Origin of the sequence: Zobellia sp. B3R18, from assembly GCF_018860715.1 — a bacterium.
In the GTDB taxonomy this organism is placed as follows: Bacteria; Bacteroidota; Bacteroidia; order Flavobacteriales; family Flavobacteriaceae; genus Zobellia; species Zobellia russellii.
In genome coordinates this window covers 1-21,303 of the sequence record NZ_JAHKQG010000010.1, presented here as the reverse complement: position 1 = coordinate 21,303, position 21,303 = coordinate 1, and the positions used below count along the sequence as shown (strand labels likewise).

Here is a 21,303-nt window from a genome sequence, read left to right as displayed (position 1 = left end):
AAGGCCATAAAATTCTAATTACTGCAATTGTACATTTCCAAAAGGAATGTTTGCAGTAGCACACCATAAAATAATGTGAGTATATTTATCCTCAGGAGCTGCATCTAACTTAATGTACATTTCACCATTACCCTGTACGTTGCCGATCAACATTAAATCTGGGTTTCCATTGGCAGGATCAGCAGTAAAAGTTTCTGAAGTAGAGAAAAAGATACCTACTGTACCTGTTCCCAATTCTGTCATAAAGTCATCATCAAAATGCACAAAATTGGTGCTTTCCGTATCTGCTCCCAATTCTACAAGACCTTGGGTAGGCGTACCACTCTCTGCTGTTAAGTTTCCGCTTCTAGTTACTGTTAAATCACCAATTGGCATAGATGAATCTACTTCAACGGTTTCTGTTTCGGTAACCGTTTCTGTTACTGTTACTGTTTCTACATCGTCATCCGAACAACTAACTACAAAAGCTGTCATGGCAAAAGCTACTAGTGCGAAAGAAAATTTTCTGTTTTTCATAATCGTAAAATTTTAAAATTGTTTAATTGTTTTTTGAAACAGTTTCGATACCGACTATCGATAGCTCCGTTGTTTCTTGGGACAAACATAGAAAGGTGGTATCACGAAGAATTCAAGAAAAGATGAAAAGTCTATCACATTAAATTCGCATTCTGCGATACTTTTGTGATACTTTACAAACCGGAACGGTTTTTCAACTAAATGGAAAGCATAAAAAAAACCCGGTAACTACTCCGGGTTTTACGCACTAATACTACTAAGATGTAAGGTTTATCGCAAACGATCAACAGATTTTACAAGATCCTCATCCTTCTTAATGGCTCTATTGGCAAGAACCAAGAAAACGATAGAAATAATAGGAATGAGCATCCCAATACCCTTCTCCGAGACCGAAATCTCTCCGGATAAATTTAGCGACCTATAAACGAAAAATCCTAGTAAAAAAAGATTCAATATCATATTCAATCTGTTCATCACAAATTGATTTTTTCTATTTTTAAACAGCACAATGGCAATAAGCGCCAGTAAAGCGGAAACATAAAACGCTCCCGATATAAAAACGTCATTTTTTGCAAAAATTTCATTTCCCTCCGCATCTGACCACAAATTTACCCAGAACGGCAATACCCCTGCAATAAGAACTACTACTAATAAAAAAACCGTCTGTATTCTTTGAATCATTCTCTAAACGCAATTTTGCCCCACAAAAATACACGTCTTTTTGAAAAAAAACGGTGTCACAAGCAAAATAATTCGTAATATTGTGAGATTATTAGTTATTACACTTACCTATTGGGAAATCTTTCCCTCGTAATACTCGGATAACAATTCACTTCTTATCAATACTAGAGACGTATAATTTATATCATACTTAATGTTTGAAATTTCAGATTTAAAAGCAAAAAAACTGCCTGAATTGCAGGAAATTGCCAAAGGCTTAAATGTGCCAAAGTTCAAAACCTTAAAAAAGCTGGACCTTGTTTATCAAATCTTGGATGTACAAGCAGCCAACCCCAAAGTTGTAGCAGAGGTAACCGCCCCTAAAACTGAGGAAAAACCTAAACCTAAGCCAAAACCAAGAGCACGTAAGCCTAGGATAGCTCCTGAAACCAAGAAACCCGAAACTAAAACCGCTACTCCCGCTCCAAAGGAAAATCCGGAAACCAAAGAATCTACACCAGCACAAGCAGAAGTAAAAAAACCTCGCCCAAGACCTGTTAAAAGGGAACCTAAGAACAACCCTCAACACAAAAACCAGAACACTTCCAACGGCAACAACAATTCCAACAATAAAAATCAACGTCACCAAAAGTCTACTTATGACAAGAGTAACTTTGATAAGGACTTGAAAAACCGATACAAAGAACCAGAATTTGAGTTTGACAGTATCATAGAAAGTGAAGGTGTTTTGGACATCATGCAAGATGGTTATGGCTTCTTACGCTCTTCTGATTACAATTATCTTTCGTCTCCAGATGATATTTATGTATCACAATCACAGATTAGACTTTTTGGTCTTAAAACAGGAGATACCGTTTTAGGTAACGTAAGACCTCCAAAGGAAGGCGAAAAGTATTTTCCGCTGATCAAGGTGAACAAAATAAACGGGATAGACCCTCAAATCGTTAGAGACCGTGTGTCCTTTGAGCATTTGACCCCTCTTTTCCCACAAGAAAAATTTAACTTGGCCGACAGGCAAAGTAATATCTCTACTAGAATTATTGATTTGTTCTCTCCTATAGGAAAAGGACAAAGAGGTATGATCGTATCCCAACCAAAAACGGGTAAAACCATGTTATTAAAAGCTGTTGCCAATGCAATTGCTGCTAATCACCCTGAGGTTTACCAAATAATTTTACTTATTGACGAACGTCCTGAAGAGGTAACGGACATGCAACGTAACGTACGTGGCGAAGTTGTAGCCTCTACTTTTGATAAAGAAGCTACGGAACATGTACGTGTAGCCAATATTGTTTTGGAAAAAGCAAAACGTTTGGTAGAATGTGGCCATGATGTTGTTATCCTTTTAGATTCCATAACCCGTTTGGCCAGAGCCTATAACACGGTACAACCGGCATCCGGTAAGGTATTGAGTGGTGGTGTAGATGCCAATGCACTTCATAAGCCTAAAAGATTCTTTGGTGCTGCAAGAAATATAGAAGGCGGTGGATCACTTTCTATCATAGCAACCGCACTAACAGAGACCGGTTCAAAAATGGACGAGGTTATTTTTGAAGAATTCAAAGGAACAGGTAACATGGAACTTCAGTTAGACCGTAAGATTTCTAACAGAAGAATTTTCCCCGCGATAGACCTTACTTCTTCAAGTACCAGACGTGATGATTTGCTGTTGGACGAAAGTACAATACAGCGCATGTGGATCTTAAGAAAATACTTGGCAGATATGAATCCTGTAGAAGCTATGGAATTTATTGAACAACGTATTAAACAGACCAAAAACAACGAAGAATTTTTGCTTACAATGAATCAATAAACACAGATTCATTTACTGAAATATCAAACAATAGAATCCTGGGTTCCCAATTAAAAAATGGGAATTCAGGATTTTTTTATGGACAAAATTCTTAACACCTATCTTCAAAGAAGAACCAAAACCCTACATTTTTCCATCTATATAATCACCCAAAAATTACGGAATTCTGTAGCCTAAACCCGAAATATCCGTTTTTTCGGATATCTTTATGGAGCAAAAATTTTTCTTCCCCCGAATTTTGCATGTATAACAAGTAGAACTTTAAAAACTTATGTCATGAAAAATTCGTTAAAACCAGCGCTGGCTTGCGCAACATTATTTCTTTTTTTAATGGTTACCGGTTGTGTTGAAAAAAATAGCAAACCTTGTCCGGAATGCCCCGGTGAAACTGCCGTGGACACTGCTTACAGCAACGGTATTATCATGCCTGAAAAGGCCCACAAACTATACGTGAACTATAAAGATAGACGCGTAGACCTTATTCAAGATTATGAAGATGCCATAGACCGCAATAACAAAGATCCTAAACAGCAGTACGACAAAAAATCACAAAGTACCGAAAGTGGCAATGATGACACCGCTAACCCGGGAAAATTTAAAGTAGCGCGCTATGTCTCCTATGAATATGAAGACCTTAAAAAATACATGGCCTATATTGAAAAGGAAGCCGAACTCTCTGGAGAAAAATTAACCACCTTACGCTTTTACTTTGCCAATTATGCCAACGAAAAGAAATTTGAAGATGGCAAACCGGTAAAGCATCCAAGACAAAATACGGTTATGATGTCTCCTACAGTAAAAAGAGATGGTGGCAACCATATATTTTATATTGACGATTCTAAAAAAGGAAGAGACAGAATTGTTCTCTTAAAGGACAACTTCAATGACATGCACGGCAAAGGAGACCAAATGACTCCGAACAGCAAAAATGAAGCTTCATTTTTACCTAACCTGTTCTCTGCTCCCAAGCCATACTTTGCCCCTAAAAGCACTACAAAGAACGAAGGGCACTCAAGCGATTAATAGCCAGTATTTTAAATTAATATTTATCTTTTGATAGATCTAGATTACTTTTTGAAAAATTCGCTAATCCCAATGTATGCAATTACATTGGGATTGGCTTTATTTAGGTACCCAAAGTATTTTGATTCAAAACTTAAATACCTGCCTATAATATTCTTTTACACCTTGTTAAATGAGTTCCTTGGCTACCTTATAAACAACTATGAAGAATTCAGTTTAATTTCTGCAAACACTTATCGTAACAACAACATGGTGATTTACAATATCTATATGCTGATATTTTATCTCTACTTCTATTATATTTTTAGATTTTATATTGACGATTCAAAACAAAAGCAGAATATACTATATGGGGCCATTTTCTTCTTGTTCATCTGTTTAATAAACGCCTTTATTGATGACTTTAGTAGACTCCCTCAGGTATATTCCTATCTAGCTGGCGGCATAGTTCTTATTTACACCTGTACATTGTACTTAAAAAAATTCTTTGCAATAGACAAATTTTTCCCAACCAAAGAAAACCTTTTGTTCTGGTTAAGTACCGGCTTAATTATTTTTTATGCAGGCTACCTGCCAATCAAAGTCATTAGATACATTCATTCAATTCAAGAAACACCAACTCCACCGATAGTAAAAAGAATTCATCTAACGCTAATTATCGTAAGCTACCTCTGTTTTGTTATAGGCTTCATAAGAATGAAACGAAGACTGCGCAGCTAAAACCAAACAAATAGAGCACAAAAAAAAAGCCCCGATGCATTGCATCAGGGCTTTTTTGAATAAATCATATAAATCTTACAATGCAGCAACGTGCTTTGCTAATTTACTTTTTAAGTTAGCCGCTTTGTTATTATGGATAATATTACGCTTAGCCAATTTATCGATCATACTAACAATGCTAGGCAACAAAGCTTCAGCATCTTTCTTGTTCTCTTCACCACGCAACTTTTTGATAGCATTACGCGTAGTTTTATGCTGATATCTGTTACGAAGACGTACCGCTTCGTTTCTTCTGATTCTTTTTAATGCTGACTTGTGATTTGCCATCTTCTTCTAACTTGTTATAATTTTTTTAAAAATTCCTTCTAGAACCTTTTGTAGTCCGTAGGGGAATCGAACCCCTGTTACCAGGATGAAAACCTGGCGTCCTAACCCCTAGACGAACGGACCATTAATCTAATTTAGGGATAACACCCAATTTACTTTTGTAGTCCGTAGGGGAATCGAACCCCTGTTACCAGGATGAAAACCTGGCGTCCTAACCCCTAGACGAACGGACCATACTTTGCGCAATTGCGGATGCAAAAATACAATTATTTTTTACTAACGCAATAGTTAACTTAATTTTTTTAATAAGCTTTTGCAAAAAGTACTCTTTTTGCGGAAGGTTCTCCTGTTACCATGCACTTACCATCAGTGTTTTCGGCATCTAACGGGATACATCTAATAGTTGCTTTGGTCTCTTCCTTTATTTTTTCTTCGGTTTCATTAGTTCCGTCCCAATGGGCAGATATAAACCCTCCTTTTTCTTCCAAAACTTTCTTAAATTCCTCGTACGTAGCAACTTCGGTAATATGCTCTTCTCTAAATGAATGCGCTTTTTGATAAATATTTTTTTGAATATCGTCCAAAAGAAATTCAATTTTAGCAACTACATCTTCCGCTGGCACGGTATCTTTTTCCAAAGTATCCCTTCGAGCAACTTCATACGTACCATTTTCTAAATCTCTCTGACCAATTGCCAAACGAACGGGAACACCCTTTAACTCATATTCGTTAAACTTGAAACCTGGTTTATGGGTATCTCTATTATCAAACTTAACAGAAATACCTTTGGCCCTTAATTCTTTTACCAAAGGTGCAACCCTATCTGAGATAGCATCCAACTGATCGGTTCCTTTATAAATTGGCACGATTACCACTTGTATTGGCGCTAATTTTGGTGGCAAAACCAATCCATTATCATCACTATGAGTCATAATCAAAGCTCCCATAAGGCGTGTAGACACTCCCCATGAAGTAGCCCAAACGTATTCTTGCTTACCTTCTTTTGTAGCAAACTTCACGTCAAAAGCTTTAGCAAAGTTCTGACCTAAAAAGTGTGATGTTCCTGCCTGTAAAGCCTTACCATCTTGCATAAGCGCTTCAATACAATACGTTTCTACCGCACCGGCAAAACGCTCACTTTCTGTCTTTAGTCCCTGTATAACGGGCATTGCCATGTGTTCTTCAGCAAATGCCGCATACACTCCGTTCATTGTTTCCGCCTCTTGTATAGCTTCCGCTTCAGTAGCATGGGCCGTATGCCCCTCTTGCCAAAGAAACTCCGCGGTTCTAAGAAATAGGCGTGTACGCATTTCCCAACGAACTACATTGGCCCATTGGTTGATCAACAAAGGTAAATCTCTATATGACTGGATCCATCCTTTATAGGTATTCCATATGATAGCCTCACTTGTGGGGCGCACCACTAACTCTTCTTCTAATTTTGCATTAGGGTCAACTCTCAATTTTCCAGGTGCATCAGGGTCATTTTGGAGCCTATAATGAGTAACTACGGCACATTCCTTGGCAAAACCTTCTGCATTTTTTTCTTCCGCCTCAAACAAACTTTTAGGTACAAAAAGTGGGAAATACGCATTTTCATGTCCTGTTTCCTTAAACCTCTTATCTAGCTCTGCTTGCATTTTCTCCCAGATAGCAAAACCGTATGGTTTGATCACCATACAACCTCTTACAGCTGAATTTTCGGCTAAATCGGCTTTTACCACGAGTTCATTATACCATTTGGAATAGTCCTCGCTGCGCTTTGTCAAATTCTTACCCATTATATTTAGTTTGGCACAAAACTTGTGCTTATGTTAGCAAAATAATTGGGTAAAACTACTTATTTTTACTATGTTCAACAATAAAAATTGCACCCATGACACATTTACCACCCAGCAGTAAAATTCGGCTTCTTGCACTTTGTACCTTAACCGGCATTGTTGCAGTGTCTTGCGGCTCGTACCAGTCTGCCTCATATTATGATAATGATGGAATTTATTCTAGCGACAACCAAGTTAGCGTAGAGCGCCAGACTAGACCTCAGCAGACAAAAAAGCTGGATAACGAAGAACCCTATTCCGATTATTTTGGACAACAAGCGGGTCAATATGACCAAATGCTGGAAGGTGAAATATTTACGGATATAGATTCATACTCCAGTGACACTGCCCAAGACAGCATTTCAGACGGGCAACTTACAGATTATTATAATAACAACAATGATTACGCCGGATATGCAGGATGGGGTGATAATGCAACTGGTGTAAACATCAATATTTACGATAACGGATGGAACAATTTTGGCGGTTTTGGCTGGGCTTCACCTTGGCTATATAACGGCTATGGTTGGGGAGGTTACGGATATGGTGGTTTCTATAATCCTTGGAGATACAGATACAGCCCTTGGGGATGGGGAGGCTACGGATACGGTGGTTTCTATGGCGGATATTATGGCTGGGGCGGTTACGGAACTTGGTGCCCTCCATATGGCTATTACAATGGTTTCAACAACTACTCCTACCGAAACCGAAACTACGCCTACAATCGCAGCAGAAGGGGTTACCAACATAACACCAATGCTATTGTTGGAGGCAACTCAAGATATGTTTCACGTAGTTCCAACGTAAATCGCAGCAGTAGGTCAACACCAAGATACTCTGCTACTAACTCAAGAAGGACCAGTACCAACAGAAGTTCCGCTTCTGGAACTTCAAGAAGCTACAGCAGCAACCGCTCGTCCGCATCTAGAAGAACTGTAGGCGTTGACAGGAATAACTCTTATAGAACAAGCAGAAGCACAAGAGCTACTCCCAAATACAACAGTTCATCAAGAACCAGCACTTCTAGAAGCAGCGCAACTACACCGCGAAGAACCTCTACATACAGAAGTTCAGGAACTAGAACTAGCGGTAACAGTACATATAGAAGCACTTCTCCTAGAAGCAGCTCCTACAGATCTTCGGGAACAAGCAGAAGCAGTTCCAGCGGAAGCACCTATAGAAGTTCTGGCCGCTCTTCAAGTAGCTCGGGCTCCTACAGAAGCTCAGGAAGTTCAAGCAGATCTTCATCGGGGTCAAGCTCTAGATCTTCTGGATCAAGGTCATCATCAAGTAGAAGAAACTAAGTCCAAAATCAAGAAGTAACTTACTTTAAAATTGCTAGGAATGAGAAAATATATAACATTCATAGGGCTATTTGCATGTGCCATTACAAGTGCCCAGACTATAAATGATGTTTTGCGCTACAGTACCGAAAACCTTCAAGGTTCGGCACGTTTTCAAGCTATGGGAGGAGCTTTTGGTTCTCTAGGCGGAGATTTATCGGCCCTGAACATTAACCCTGCCGGTAGTGCAGTTTTTAACAACGGACTATTTTCTATATCCGGAACTAACTATTCCAGAAATACGGATTCCGATTATAACGGAACTTTAAACAGCACCCGAAACAACAATTTTGACATTAACCAAGTGGGTGGTGCATTTGTATTTAAATCTACCGATCCAGATAGCAAATGGAGGAAATTATCCCTTGCGGTGAATTATGACGTTGTCCAAAATTTTGACGACCGAATTACAACTTTGGGCAGTAGTAACGAAGCTATAGACAATTACTTTCTTGACTATGCGGATGGCATACGCCTTCAACCCTTAAAATTACAGCAGAACGAAACTATTGGTGAAGCTTACCTGGATATAGGCGCAACCAATGGTCTTGGTTTTTTTGGACAACAAGCCTTTTTAGGGTTTCAAGCGGGTATTATTGAACCAACTGTTGATGACGACGATAATACAAGTTACTTTTCCAACGCAAATTATCAGAACGTTAACCAAGATTTTAGACAAACGATATCAGGATATAACAGCAAGTTTACGGTTAATGCAGCCACGCAGTATGGTGAGAATTTCTATTTTGGAGCCTCCCTTAACTTTCACACTATTCAATATGATCGTTTGGACAGATATGACGAATCTCTTACGGATACCGACACCCAAGAAATAAGGACCGTAGCTTTTGACAATTTGTTGGTTACGGAAGGTACAGGCTTTTCGCTCAGCCTTGGTGCAATTGCAAAAGTAAATGACGTTATTAGATTGGGCGCTAGCTACCAGTCACCAACTTGGTATCGTTTGACCGATAATTTTTCCCAAGGAATAGACTCTAACTACCCTAATAAAGAAAGTAATTTCAATTTTTTTGACCTGAACTATATTAACATTTTCGATTATCAAATTAAAACACCCGGAAAAGTAACAGGAAGTATTTCTGCTATTTTTGGTAAAAGCGGACTTTTAAGTGTTGATTACGGCTATCAAGACATGTCTAACGCAGAGTTAAGACCTACAAGCGATTCAGGTTTTGCAGATGAAAATGAATTTATCTCCGAAAGCCTAGGGGCGGTATCATCTATCCGGATTGGAGGCGAATATCGTATACAACGAGTTAGCTTAAGAGCTGGATACCGTTATGAGCAGAGCCCTTATGAAAGTGGAAATATTATTGGAGACCTAAATGGGGTTTCCGGTGGACTTGGGTATAATTTTGGTAGAAGCCGATTGGATTTAGGGGTAAACCGTACCGAGCAAGACGTACTCCAATACTTCTTTGATACAGGAATAAATACTCCCGCTCTTTTAAACAGAGTTAATACCAATGTTACTATTGGCTACACTTTAAATTTCTAGAAGAATAAAACTATATATGTTCTTAAAAGTCTGGCAACCGCCGGACTTTTATCTTTTTAGGGCAAAGTGTGCCTTTGTAGTTTTTGCTACTTGAACGTTATTTTCTTGCTCCCCGTACTCCAATTTAAACCAATAGGTAGAGGAAGGCAAAGGGTTACCGTTTAGAGTTCCGTCCCAACTTGAATTTACCCCTAGTTGTGCCAGTAATTTTCCATAACGATCAAAAACAAAGACTATAGGATCAGTTAACGTCTCTATTCCTTTAATGTTCCATGTATCATTGGCTCCATCATTATTAGGGGTGAAAAATTTAGGATAGCCTACTACTAAAAATTCAATAGGTTCTGTTGTTCCGCACCCATTTTTATCATTGATTACCAAAGTGTTTATACCGGGAGGAACATCGTTAAAAACGGCCTCATCCTGAAATTCTCCTTCGTTAATAGCGTATTCATAATCACCATCGCCATCAACAAAAATTTCAATATTGTTCAAATTCGGGTCTAAGGACAAGTTAGAATTTAGGGTCTCAACACGATCAAGAACGGGTATTCCATAATAAGTGATAAGAATATCGTCTAAAATATGTCCACCGGCATCCGTAGTTATATCCACAAAATACCTTCCCGTATCCGGACTGGAAACAGAGATTTGGGTGGCAGATGGACCCGACCCTAACGGCGCATCTATGGTACCATCATCATCATAATCAACAGACCATGCTATATTGGAAATATCCGGTCCCGCCGGTGAATTCAAAGCACTCAATGTAATATCCGGGTCGCCTTCGCAAGCTGCTATATCCAAGCCTAAAAATTCATCTCTTAGGGTACAGTCCAAGGCCGTATTCTGATCGGCCGCTACAGAACTTCCTGTAAAGGTGAGCATAAATGGCTCTCGCTCGTCATCAAAATTCGTATTAAAATTATTGATTAAAATGTAATACACCTCTCCTGGCAATACATCTAAATACTCATCATAGGTGTTCAAATTCTGAGTAACGGAAGGTGATCCCGCTTGACCATTTTCAGGATTCACCCCTAAGCCAGTAAACCTAGTATTGTTCACTTCGTAATTACACCGTATGGGCTGCACTGCTCCGGTACCTATAGCCGTGCAATCTACATCAGGACCGTAAACGGCAAAATCCCATTCCGCCGTTGGCGTACCAGAACCACTCACGGGCAATGCTTCCAAATCAAACCCAACTTGGCCTTCGGTGCCCGCCCTAAAAACAAACCAAGATGTATTGTTCTCAATATTAGCATTACTAACGCTACCCTTCTCAAGACAACCGGTTTCCGTAATTACTTCCGGATCAAAATCATCTATCACGCCCGTACCGTCTGCATATCCCATAATGGGAGCATCGGCACATACGGGAATGGCCGTCCGACAATCAGCTGAGTTTTGGGCTTGAATTTCTATACAAAGAAAAAAAACCGCACAAGTAACAGATAGTAAAAAGCGCATAGGTATGGGGCTAAAACAATACTATTAAATAACTCAAAGACAGTAATTTTAGTATGCTTAAGCAGAAATAATAGACGGTTTATCGATAAAATACCCAATCTAAAAGTAGATTCCAGAGACCTATCGCTTCAAAGAAAAATGATTATTGATGTATTTGGCCGTCACGGTCTGGCCATCGGCAGCCGTATAGGTAAGCTTGAACCAATAATCCGTTTCCGGTAACGGTTTCCCGTCAAAAGAACCGTCCCATTGCGAATTGCTAGGATCCAATTGAGCCAATAGTTTTCCAAAACGGTTATAAATGGTAAGTATAGGAGAATCCAATAAATCCGCTCCGGTAATGCTCCAGAACTCATTGGAACCATCTCCGTTAGGAGTAAAAAATTTAGGAAAGCCTATCACCACAATTTGTTCGGACACATCTCCGCATCCCTGCGGATTTTTTACCGTAACCGTATGCATTCCCGGTTCAACTTGATAAAATTTATTTCCGGTTTGATATGCTCCGTTGTCCAAGCGGTATTCATATTCCACAGAAGCATCCGTTAACACGGTTACCGTATTATTATTCTGTAAATCTTCAATTTCAATATCTATGATCTCAGGCGGTCTGGATGTTAAAACCGTTACCGTTCTGGAATCACTACAACTCAAACCAGACTGTGAGTGGGTAACCGTTAGTTCATAATTACCTTCTGCGGACACCAATATATTGGGGCTCGTTTCACCAGAACTCCATTGATAACTATAGTTAGGGTTGGTATTTCCCAAACCGATACGTACCCCGGCATCCGCTTCACATAAAAACACTTCCGATGGAAAATCCAAAACAGGTGCTTCTATATTGGTCATTTGAAATTGCTGTGAAGCATCATAACATCTTGAATTACCTATGGAAGTAACCCGTACAAAAATGGTTTGAGAACCAGATTGAGTTTGATACTGTTTAGGCAAAGCATTTGCTCCACCAACCGCATCGGCCATAGTAGCATGGTAGGTTACTAAAAATTCATTAGGGCTTTGAACTCCCAAAACTTCCGAATCTTTCTGAGAAAGGTCATACATGGCCAAACCTCCACACGAAGCATCGTCCGTGACGGTCTGAGCCACTGGCATATCCGTAAAAAACACCTGAACATCACTAATAATAGTTTCCGAAGGACGAATAACTTCTAGCCTATAATTTGCCGAAGTACTTACTTCATAAGTAGGGCCATTTTCGCCAACTATTTCCGCAAATCCACTACCAGTATCTGCAAACCACCTATATAAGGATGCTCCCGAGGTAGTACCGTCCAAAACAACCGTCTCATTTTCACAGGCAGCTATTGGTGGCCCAAGAAGGTTATTGATTATGGAGCAATCCAAAGCATCAAAAGGATTGGTCACAAAAATATGACCTGAGAACTGTATGGAAAATCCAGAGTTGTTATTACTGAAATTGTTAATGAGTAAATAATAGTCTTCTCCAGGTTCTACATCCAACCAAGCTTCATATTGAACATTCTCCGCATTTCCGGTAGGGTCCTCTCCCACTCCAATAAATGTATTCTCATCCTGATTATCAAAAAAGTTGCATCGTACAGGCTCCCCTAAATTACTGCAGTCATTAGATCGGTAAAGTGCAAAATCCCAATCTTCCAGAGTATCTATTCCAATATTAAAACCCAATTGCCCCGAAGCCCCTGTTCTAAATCGGTACCAAGCAGAATTAGACTCAATAGCACCGGTCAAGGTTTGTTCTAAACAACCACTAACAGACGCACCGTTAAAATCATCTATACCAAAACCTGTTGTACCTCCGTTAACCGGGGTATTGTTACAAATGGGTATAGCATTGCTACAATCTGGGGAAACCTGTGCTTGCACAGCACCTATTCCCAGAAAGAGCAACATGGCCCATAAGATCGTAAAACGATTCATTTAACAAATTGCACCTTGGTATACCATAAAAGTAATTTGTTCCTTTTCTTAACAGCAATTTATGTTGTGTATCAGGACATATAGGACATAAAGTGCCATATTATGTATATCTTTGCAGTTCGTTTTACTCGGCACGAAGTGTAATGTATTGAAACTTTTTAAGACGAATTGGGCATTAGAAATGCCAATAGATATAAGCAGATGAAAATTGATAGTACTTTGGAAAAGCAATTTGAAGATTTAGGAGACGATCACGTTTCCACATCAGAGGACACCCCTTTACGTAAAGATGCATTCGTGTTGAGCGATGATGAAAAGATTGAAAGAATACAGGGTAACATAAGGGAGGTATTGCTCACTTTAGGTCTTGATCTTGATGATGACAGCCTAAAAGGCACACCCAATAGAGTTGCTAAAATGTTCGTAAAAGAGATTTTTGGAGGGCTTCACCCGGACAGAAAACCAAAAGCCTCTACGTTTAGCAATAAATATAAATATGGCGAAATGTTAGTTGAAAAGAACATTACGCTTTATTCTACTTGTGAGCACCATCTTCTACCCATCGTAGGCCGTGCCCACATTGCCTACATCTCTAACGGAACGGTTGTTGGTCTTTCCAAAATGAACCGTGTAGTAGATTATTTTGCTAGAAGACCTCAAGTACAAGAGCGCTTGAACATCCAGATTGTACGCGAACTTCAGAAAGTTTTGGGCACAGATGATGTTGCCTGTGTTATTGACGCTAAGCACCTTTGCGTAAATTCAAGAGGTATACGCGACATAGAAAGCAGCACTGTTACAGCAGAATACGGAGGTAAGTTCAAAGAAGAAGCCGTGCGCCGCGAATTTTTAGATTACATTAATTTAGATACTACTTTTTAATAGCTCTAGCATAACATGCAATTGTACCTGAACCAGAAGTTAAAGATTTACAATTCCCTTTCCGGTAAAAAAGAAATATTTGAACCTTTAAACGAAGGCCATATAGGCATGTACGTCTGCGGACCTACGGTTTACAGCAACGTCCATTTGGGCAACTGCCGTACTTTTATGTCCTTTGACATGATTTTTAGGTACCTTAAGCATTTAGGTTACAAAGTGCGTTATGTGCGTAACATTACGGATGCCGGACACTTGGTAGATGATGCGGAGGACGGCGAAGACAAAATTGCAAAAAAAGCAAGGTTGGAACAGCTAGAACCTATGGAAGTGGTACAGCGTTACACTATAGATTTTCACAACATTCTAGAGCAGTTCAATTTTCTGCCCCCAAGTATTGAGCCAACCGCTACGGGCCATATTATTGAGCAGATTGAAATCATAAAGGAAATTCTTAACAAAGGTTTTGCCTACGAAGTAAACGGATCGGTATACTTTGATGTTTCAAAATTTAACGACAGCCATGAGTACGGTAAGTTAAGTGGAAGAAAATTAGAGGACATGATTGCCAATACCCGAGAATTGGCCGCTCAGGACGAGAAAAATAGTCCGCAGGATTTTGCTCTTTGGAAAAAAGCGGAGCCACAACACATTATGCGCTGGCCTTCGCCCTGGGGCGATGGTTTTCCCGGTTGGCACTTGGAATGTACGGCAATGAGTACCAAATATCTGGGCGAAACTTTTGATATTCATGGTGGCGGTATGGACCTTAAATTCCCGCACCACGAATGCGAAATAGCCCAAGCCGAAGCGTGCTACGGGCATTCTCCCGTAAGATACTGGATGCATGCCAATATGCTGACCATGAATGGCAAGAAGATGGCCAAATCTACAGGAAATAATATACTTCCCGGCGAAATTTTTACCGGAGAGAATGATATTCTGAGTAAAGCCTTTTCACCTTCAGTGGTTCGGTTTTTTATGATGCAAGCGCATTATACAAGTATCCTAGATTTGAGCAACGATGCACTTCTAGCTTCTGAAAAAGGGTTTAGCCGCCTAATGGATTCCCTTTCCATTTTAGATGGATTAGAAACTGGCTCCAATAGTAATTTTGATGTTGAGGCATGGAAGCAGCAATGCTATGATGCCATGAACGACGATTTCAATACACCTATTTTAATTGCGCATCTTTTTGAAGGAGTCAAGCATATAAATCTTATTAAAGAAGGCAAAGAAAAGATTACTGCAGCCGATAAGGATACACTCACCCATACCTTAAATGCTTTTATATTTGATATTTTGGGCTTGGAACAAAAGGGAGGTACTTCTGAGGATGCAGGAAAACTTTCAGGAGTTATAGAACTATTAATAAAACTCAGAAAGGAAGCTCGTGAAAACAAGGATTTTGCGACCTCCGATAAGATTCGCGACCAGTTGGCAGAACTTGGTATTCAACTAAAAGACGGTAAGGAAGGCACCACTTTTAGCATCTAAATTTACATCTGATTTCTAAAATTCAATGTTTTTGCTTGATAATCACTTGGTGAAAGTTGCTGGTGCGCCTTAAACACCCGGTTAAAATACGAGCGGCTTTCAAAACCACATTGCAGGTACACATCTTTTATACTTCGTTTGGGGTCTTGAAGTAAACCCACAGCAAGCTTGATTCTTTCATTATTAATGAACTCAATTGGAGAAATTCCCAGTTCGGTCTTAAAGACCCTATGAAAATGTGAAGGACTCATACAAGCTTTGTTACTTAGCTCCTCAACGTTTAAAGGCTCATGTAAATGTTCCCGAATATATCGTATTACTGTAGCCAGCCTACTGCTAGCATCTAATTGTAATGTTGAATTTGAATAAATTTTACGTTCATTGGTCTGTAAAATGCGAATAATCAGTTCCCGTAGCATATTGTCCACAAAAAAATCTTTGGAAGGGTGATTTTCACTGAATAAAAACAAGAGTCGTTGTAAAATTTGAAAAATACCCGCATCGTTTACAAAATGAAAATTGTAATCCATTAAGCCCCATTCCCTATTGTCGTGCTTTGGCATATTTTCGTTCATGAGTTGTAGCACCCGATCAATTTTATCCTCGGAAATAGCCAGTGCCAAACATCGGGTAGGGTTCTTTTTCATGGCCTCCGGAAAATCTATGCACATAGTTTCATTAGAAGGCAGCACTAAAGACTCTCCCGGCAAAAAATCAAAGGACTCGTAATCCCTAAGGTGCATAATTTTCTTTCCCTCTATCATACTCGCCAAAACTGGCTGGTCAAACTTTAGCAATACCCTTTCCGCCTGTTGGTGCGTTTCAAAAACATGCAACGCCGCATTATTTAAGGTATAGGAGGTTTGATTCTCAACTAATGTTTCCAACTTTCGGTTCGAAAGAAATTTATCCGATAATCCAATCATAACAGAACAAGTATCAATTCAACTCAATAATTACTAAGAAATATACAAAATAAGCATCAGTAAAATACCAATTTAACAAAGAATGATAGTATTGGTCATACTAATGGTAGAAATGGTCAGATAATTTGATTCTAACTCCACTACATTTAGAAAACCATTTATATATAACTGATATACAGATATATAATCAAGAACATTCTATTAATTTAACACCCTTAGTTATGAGCACACAAACAGTTGAAAAAGACGTTCTACAAAAACCTAAGTTTAAGAGCCAGTATGAAAATTATATTGGAGGAAAATGGACCGCTCCTAAAAAAGGAGAATATTTTGAAAATTTATCACCCGTAGACGGGAATGCTTTTACAAAAATAGCGCGCTCCACATCGGAAGATATTGAATTGGCCATTGATGCCGCTTGGAAAGCCGCTCCGGAATGGAATTCCTCTTCTGCCACTACAAGAAGTAATATGCTCTTAAAAATTGCAGATGTTATGGAACGCAACTTAGAAACATTGGCAAGGGCCGAAACTTGGGATAATGGCAAAGCCATTCGTGAAACTATGGCTGCGGATATTCCATTGGCTATAGACCATTTCAGATATTTTGCGGGCGTTATAAGAGCGGAAGAAGGCTCCGTAAGTGAACTGGACTCCAATACCGTAGCCTTGAACGTAACGGAACCTTTGGGCGTTGTAGGGCAAATCATTCCTTGGAACTTCCCCATACTAATGGCCACTTGGAAATTGGCGCCAGCGTTGGCGGCAGGTAACTGTGTTGTGCTAAAACCTGCTGAACAAACACCCGTTGGTATCATGGTACTTATGGAACTTATTGAAGGTATACTGCCAGATGGTGTACTGAACGTTGTAAACGGTTTTGGTGCAGAAGCGGGAAAACCACTAGCTTCAAGCCCTAGAATAAACAAAGTTGCCTTTACCGGAGAAACCACTACAGGTCAGCTTATCATGCAATATGCTTCTAAAAACATTACCCCGGTAACTTTAGAATTGGGCGGAAAATCTCCCAACATTTTCTTTGAAAGTATTATTGATGCCGATGACGACTTTTTTGACAAGTGTCTGGAAGGTGCCGTTATGTTCGCCCTTAACCAAGGAGAAGTCTGTACTTGCCCTTCTAGAATGTTAGTACAAGAAAGTATCTATGACCGTTTCATGGAAAGGGTAATTGAACGTACAAAGGCAATTAAACTAGGTCATCCGCTAGATCCTACTACCATGATGGGTGCACAGGCCTCCAACGACCAATACGAGAAAATTTTAAACTATATCAACATTGGAAAAGATGAAGGTTGTGAAGTTTTAACGGGAGGTGAAGCCGCATACAACGAAGGCCTTGAAGGCGGCTACTACATTCAGCCTACCATACTTAAAGGCAACAATAAAATGAGAGTTTTTCAAGAAGAAATTTTTGGACCTGTAGTCTGTGTTACCACCTTTAAAGATGAAGCCGAGGCTATTGAAATTGCCAATGACACTTTATATGGACTAGGCGCCGGGGTTTGGACTAGAGATACGCATCAGGCCTATCAAATATCAAGAGCAGTACAAGCGGGTAGAGTTTGGGTAAACTGCTATCACCTATACCCTGCCCACGCTCCGTTTGGCGGCTATAAAAAGTCTGGAATAGGCCGTGAAAATCATAAAATGATGTTGGCGCACTACAGACAGACCAAAAACATGTTGATTTCATACGATAAAAAGGCCATGGGCTTCTTTTAAGATGAAAACGCAAAGAGTTTTAGTTTCAGATGAAGCAAAGGAGATTATCCAACATTTGAAAGAAACACATGGTAAGCTCATGTTCCACCAGAGCGGTGGATGCTGCGATGGCTCCTCACCTATGTGTTTTAACGAAGGGGAACTCATGCTGAACGAGACAGATATTTGGTTAGGCAATATTACGGACTGTGACTTTTACATGTCCAAAGATCAGTTTGAATATTGGAAACATACCCAATTAACTATTGATGTTACTCAAGGAAGAGGGGCCAGCTTTTCCTTGGAAATTCCATTAGGAGTTCGGTTTGTTATAAAATCAAGGTTGTTTACCGAAGAAGAAACACTTGATTTGGAACCGGTACACCATGCATAAAACCGATTAAAATCTGTAATCATAGCTAAAAATCCGCATATTAAAATGCGGATTTTTTTATTTGGGACATACTGATACTTTCTAAAAGGATTAATCAATTTATCGTACTTTTACTGCTCTAAACACAATGTCTTGGCCCTATCCCTAAAAAAAATAATGATAGCCCCTTTTGTATTTTTGGTCAGGTTCTATCAACTTGCCATCTCACCGTATACACCGGCAACGTGTCGCTACTCCCCTACTTGCTCACAATACACTTTGGAAGCCCTAAAAAAACACGGTCTTTTTAAAGGAGGCTGGTTGTCCGTAAAACGAATTTTTAGTTGCAATCCTTGGGGAGGAAAAGGCTACGACCCGGTACCTTAAAATTTATAACGTCGATTTAAGATTCAGTAAAGCCCAACGGCTATCTATTTTATTATCTTAGTGCCCTTAAAACACCTTAACATGTACTTTTTAGGTATCATCTGGAATCCGAACGAAACACTTTTCACACTCGGCCCGTTACAGATTAAATATTACAACTTACTTTGGATTACCGCTTTTGCCCTTGGTTGGTACATTATGAAGCGTATTTTCACTAACGAAAATAAAACGGTTGAGCAATTAGACTCTCTTTTTATCCACACCGTTCTTGCCACTATGTTGGGCGCGCGTCTGGGGCACGTGTTCTTTTACGACTGGCCCTATTACAAAAACCACCTATTAGAAATATTACTTCCAATACGGGAGAGTGATTCCGGCCAACTCTTTGGTTTTATCAACGGCTACGAGTTTACCGGTTTTACGGGGCTTGCCAGTCACGGTGCAATTATAGGTGTTCTTATTGGCACCTACCTATATCAAAAGAAATACCCAGATATGAAAACCCTTTGGTTGTTAGACCGTATGGTCATACCATTTGCCATAGGTGCCTTTTGCGTACGATTAGGTAATTTTTTCAATTCGGAAATCAATGGAAAGGTAACCGACGAATCGTTTATTTTTGCTACTAAGTTCCTTAGGGATTCAGATGATCTTCATCCATCAAAAGCATTGGCCATAACGCAGGAAAAAACTGTGAATGCGGCCTATAGTGCCATAGAGAACAACCCACAATTTGCTGACCAATTGGCACAGATTCCGTTTCGTCATCCAGCGCAGTTGTATGAAGGAATAGCCTATATCTTTGTTTTTATACTTCTGTATTACCTCTACTGGAACACGGACAAAAAGAATAGTACGGGATACCTTTTTGGGTTGTTTCTGGTCCTACTTTGGACAATTCGTTTCTTTGTGGAGTTCGTTAAGAAAAGTCAAGGTGGCTTTGAAGAAAGTTTAGGTTTACTTTCAACCGGACAGTGGTTGAGTATTCCGTTCATTCTAATTGGTCTTTATTTTATGTTCAGGCCAAAAGCTACTAAATCATAATTTACATTGATTTCTTTTAAGACTAGAAACTAAAATCAGTGTTTTGTCTATGAGCAAAGCACCTCATTTATCATCGGCTTTTAAGCATAAGCGATATTAAAATGAAATACTTCAAAACATATTTATATCTGAGCCTTGCTGCACTCTTGTTCATTGCATGCAAAGATGAGCCTAAAAAAGTAATTAAAGCGGAACCTGTAGTCTTTAAAAAAGAGGGGGAACTTTCTATTTTCAAACAGAAAACTGATAGTTTAATCACTTCTTTTGATATTGAAATTGCCGATAGCGAGTACGAAACCCAAACTGGACTTATGTACCGTAAAAGTATGAAGACCAACCGCGGCATGCTATTCATTTTTCCTGATGTGGCTGCACATTCTTTTTATATGAAGAATACTGAATTTCCTTTAGACCTTATTTTCATTAAGGAAGATATGACAATTGCCAATTTTCATGAGAATGCACAACCTTTAAATGAGTCTAGCTTACCTTCTGCCGGTCCGGTGCAATATGTTTTGGAGCTAAATGCCGGGCTCGTTCAAAACTTTGGTTTACAACCGGGTGATAGTGTCGCGTTCACCAAATTATAATCTCAAATGGATTTGCTTTTAGAAGGAAAAGAAACCCAGCGACTGCTATTCCGAAAAGTAATTCCATCTGATTTTGACTTATGGCTACCTTTTCATGAAGATAAGCGGTCCAACCAATTTTGGGAAGGATTACCCAAGGACCCAAAAATAGCCTGCCAGCAACAATTTGATCGCATATTTGAGCGGTATGAAAACAATTTAGGCGGCATGAATGCCTTAATTTCAAAATCAACTGGAGAATTTATTGGTTTATGCGGCCTACTTAAACAAACCGTAGACAGTATTGAAGAATTGGAAATAGGCTATTCCATCCTACCAAAATATTGGCGACAGGGTTATGCTAGTGAAGCTGCTCTAGCATGTAAAAAGTACGCTAAGCACTCACAATTAGCCGATTCCTTGATTTCTATAATTCAAGTAGATAATATTCCATCTCAAAAGGTAGCCCTAACCAACGGAATGCATTTAGACAAGACCACTACATATCATAACAATACTGTACATATTTTTAGAGTCTTATTATGACACAAATACTTCTAATTTTAAAAGGTTAATTGAAAGCACTCCTTTCTTTCCATAAGCTTTCAATTATTCAAATAAAATTACTGAATGTTATGGATAATAGCGATAAGTGAAATAATCACAAATTTAATATCCAGTAATTCCATCTTATCCAATAATCCTGCATTTGGTCCAGAGTTCCGATTAAAAAAGTTCCTTGGTTATGC

Annotated in this window: 19 protein-coding genes and 2 tRNA genes; 12 read left to right on the top strand and 9 right to left on the bottom strand. The window is 39.3% G+C overall.

All coding sequences use genetic code 11. The annotated features are described in order from the left end of the window. Positions 1-18 precede the first annotated feature (18 nt). Together KO513_RS05365 and KO513_RS05360 are read right to left on the bottom strand one after the other, a co-directional pair. Positions 19-516, bottom strand: a complete 498-nt coding sequence (locus tag KO513_RS05365; protein ID WP_215441372.1) for a DM13 domain-containing protein — start codon at positions 514-516, stop codon at positions 19-21. Positions 517-786: 270 nt separating this feature from the next. Then, on the bottom strand, positions 787-1,197 hold the full coding sequence (locus KO513_RS05360) for a DUF4293 domain-containing protein (RefSeq protein ID WP_215912593.1): 411 nt from the start codon (positions 1,195-1,197) through the stop codon (positions 787-789). Between the two features lie 193 nt (positions 1,198-1,390). Here KO513_RS05360 and rho point away from each other — a divergent pair, with 193 nt between their 5' ends. Beyond that, positions 1,391-3,010: a transcription termination factor Rho gene (gene rho, locus KO513_RS05355; RefSeq protein ID WP_215912592.1), complete on the top strand. Its 1,620-nt coding sequence runs from the start codon at positions 1,391-1,393 to the stop codon at positions 3,008-3,010. 276 nt (positions 3,011-3,286) lie between these two features. Then, entirely contained in the window at positions 3,287-4,033 is a 747-nt protein-coding gene (locus tag KO513_RS05350) for a hypothetical protein (RefSeq protein WP_215912591.1), read from the top strand. Positions 4,034-4,828: 795 nt separating this feature from the next. On the opposite strand, the gene rpsT is transcribed toward KO513_RS05350, so the two are convergent. The 4 genes from rpsT to proS form a co-directional block, all read right to left on the bottom strand. Continuing rightward, on the bottom strand, positions 4,829-5,080 hold the full coding sequence (gene rpsT, locus KO513_RS05345; RefSeq protein ID WP_215441368.1) for a 30S ribosomal protein S20: 252 nt from the start codon (positions 5,078-5,080) through the stop codon (positions 4,829-4,831). Positions 5,081-5,131: 51 nt separating this feature from the next. After that, positions 5,132-5,203 (bottom strand) — tRNA-Glu (locus tag KO513_RS05340). Positions 5,204-5,241: 38 nt separating this feature from the next. Continuing rightward, positions 5,242-5,313: transfer RNA gene (locus KO513_RS05335), tRNA-Glu, on the bottom strand. A 69-nt stretch (positions 5,314-5,382) separates the two neighbouring features. Beyond that, the gene (gene proS / locus KO513_RS05330) at positions 5,383-6,861 is read right to left on the bottom strand and encodes a proline--tRNA ligase (RefSeq protein ID WP_215441366.1); all 1,479 of its coding nucleotides are present in this window, start codon (positions 6,859-6,861) and stop codon (positions 5,383-5,385) included. A 95-nt stretch (positions 6,862-6,956) separates the two neighbouring features. Between proS and KO513_RS05325 the strand changes: the two genes are divergently transcribed. Together KO513_RS05325 and KO513_RS05320 are read left to right on the top strand one after the other, a co-directional pair. Next, positions 6,957-8,204: a hypothetical protein gene (locus tag KO513_RS05325; RefSeq protein WP_215912590.1), complete on the top strand. Its 1,248-nt coding sequence runs from the start codon at positions 6,957-6,959 to the stop codon at positions 8,202-8,204. A 40-nt stretch (positions 8,205-8,244) separates the two neighbouring features. Next, entirely contained in the window at positions 8,245-9,762 is a 1,518-nt protein-coding gene (locus KO513_RS05320) for an OmpP1/FadL family transporter (RefSeq protein WP_215912589.1), read from the top strand. Between the two features lie 48 nt (positions 9,763-9,810). Here KO513_RS05320 and KO513_RS05315 read toward each other — a convergent pair whose 3' ends face one another. Next, the gene (locus KO513_RS05315) at positions 9,811-11,235 is read right to left on the bottom strand and encodes a T9SS type B sorting domain-containing protein (RefSeq protein WP_215912588.1); all 1,425 of its coding nucleotides are present in this window, start codon (positions 11,233-11,235) and stop codon (positions 9,811-9,813) included. Positions 11,236-11,355: 120 nt separating this feature from the next. After that, complete coding sequence (locus KO513_RS05310) at positions 11,356-13,158, bottom strand: T9SS type B sorting domain-containing protein (RefSeq protein ID WP_215912587.1); 1,803 nt, start codon at positions 13,156-13,158, stop codon at positions 11,356-11,358. Positions 13,159-13,359: 201 nt separating this feature from the next. Between KO513_RS05310 and folE the strand changes: the two genes are divergently transcribed. Both folE and cysS read left to right on the top strand, forming a co-directional pair. Continuing rightward, positions 13,360-14,040, top strand: a complete 681-nt coding sequence (gene folE / locus KO513_RS05305; protein ID WP_215912586.1) for a GTP cyclohydrolase I FolE — start codon at positions 13,360-13,362, stop codon at positions 14,038-14,040. Between the two features lie 15 nt (positions 14,041-14,055). Further along, a complete protein-coding gene (gene cysS / locus KO513_RS05300; RefSeq protein WP_215912585.1) occupies positions 14,056-15,534 on the top strand; it encodes a cysteine--tRNA ligase in 1,479 nt (492 codons plus the stop codon). Positions 15,535-15,536: 2 nt separating this feature from the next. On the opposite strand, the gene KO513_RS05295 is transcribed toward cysS, so the two are convergent. Next, entirely contained in the window at positions 15,537-16,421 is an 885-nt protein-coding gene (locus KO513_RS05295) for an AraC family transcriptional regulator (protein WP_252735690.1), read from the bottom strand. Positions 16,422-16,681: 260 nt separating this feature from the next. Between KO513_RS05295 and KO513_RS05290 the strand changes: the two genes are divergently transcribed. The 6 genes from KO513_RS05290 to KO513_RS05265 all read left to right on the top strand — a co-directional run bounded on the left by KO513_RS05290 (position 16,682) and on the right by KO513_RS05265 (position 21,100). Beyond that, entirely contained in the window at positions 16,682-18,202 is a 1,521-nt protein-coding gene (locus tag KO513_RS05290) for an aldehyde dehydrogenase family protein (protein WP_215441356.1), read from the top strand. A 1-nt stretch (position 18,203) separates the two neighbouring features. Then, positions 18,204-18,575, top strand: coding sequence for a DUF779 domain-containing protein (locus KO513_RS05285; protein ID WP_215912583.1), 372 nt, complete (start codon positions 18,204-18,206; stop codon positions 18,573-18,575). 156 nt (positions 18,576-18,731) lie between these two features. Further along, a complete protein-coding gene (yidD, locus tag KO513_RS05280) occupies positions 18,732-18,941 on the top strand; it encodes a membrane protein insertion efficiency factor YidD (protein WP_215912582.1) in 210 nt (69 codons plus the stop codon). 81 nt (positions 18,942-19,022) lie between these two features. Then, on the top strand, positions 19,023-19,985 hold the full coding sequence (lgt, locus tag KO513_RS05275; RefSeq protein WP_215912581.1) for a prolipoprotein diacylglyceryl transferase: 963 nt from the start codon (positions 19,023-19,025) through the stop codon (positions 19,983-19,985). Between the two features lie 101 nt (positions 19,986-20,086). Then, positions 20,087-20,575: a DUF192 domain-containing protein gene (locus KO513_RS05270; protein WP_215912580.1), complete on the top strand. Its 489-nt coding sequence runs from the start codon at positions 20,087-20,089 to the stop codon at positions 20,573-20,575. A 6-nt stretch (positions 20,576-20,581) separates the two neighbouring features. Continuing rightward, positions 20,582-21,100, top strand: a complete 519-nt coding sequence (locus tag KO513_RS05265) for a GNAT family N-acetyltransferase (protein WP_215912579.1) — start codon at positions 20,582-20,584, stop codon at positions 21,098-21,100. Positions 21,101-21,303: the final 203 nt, after the last annotated feature.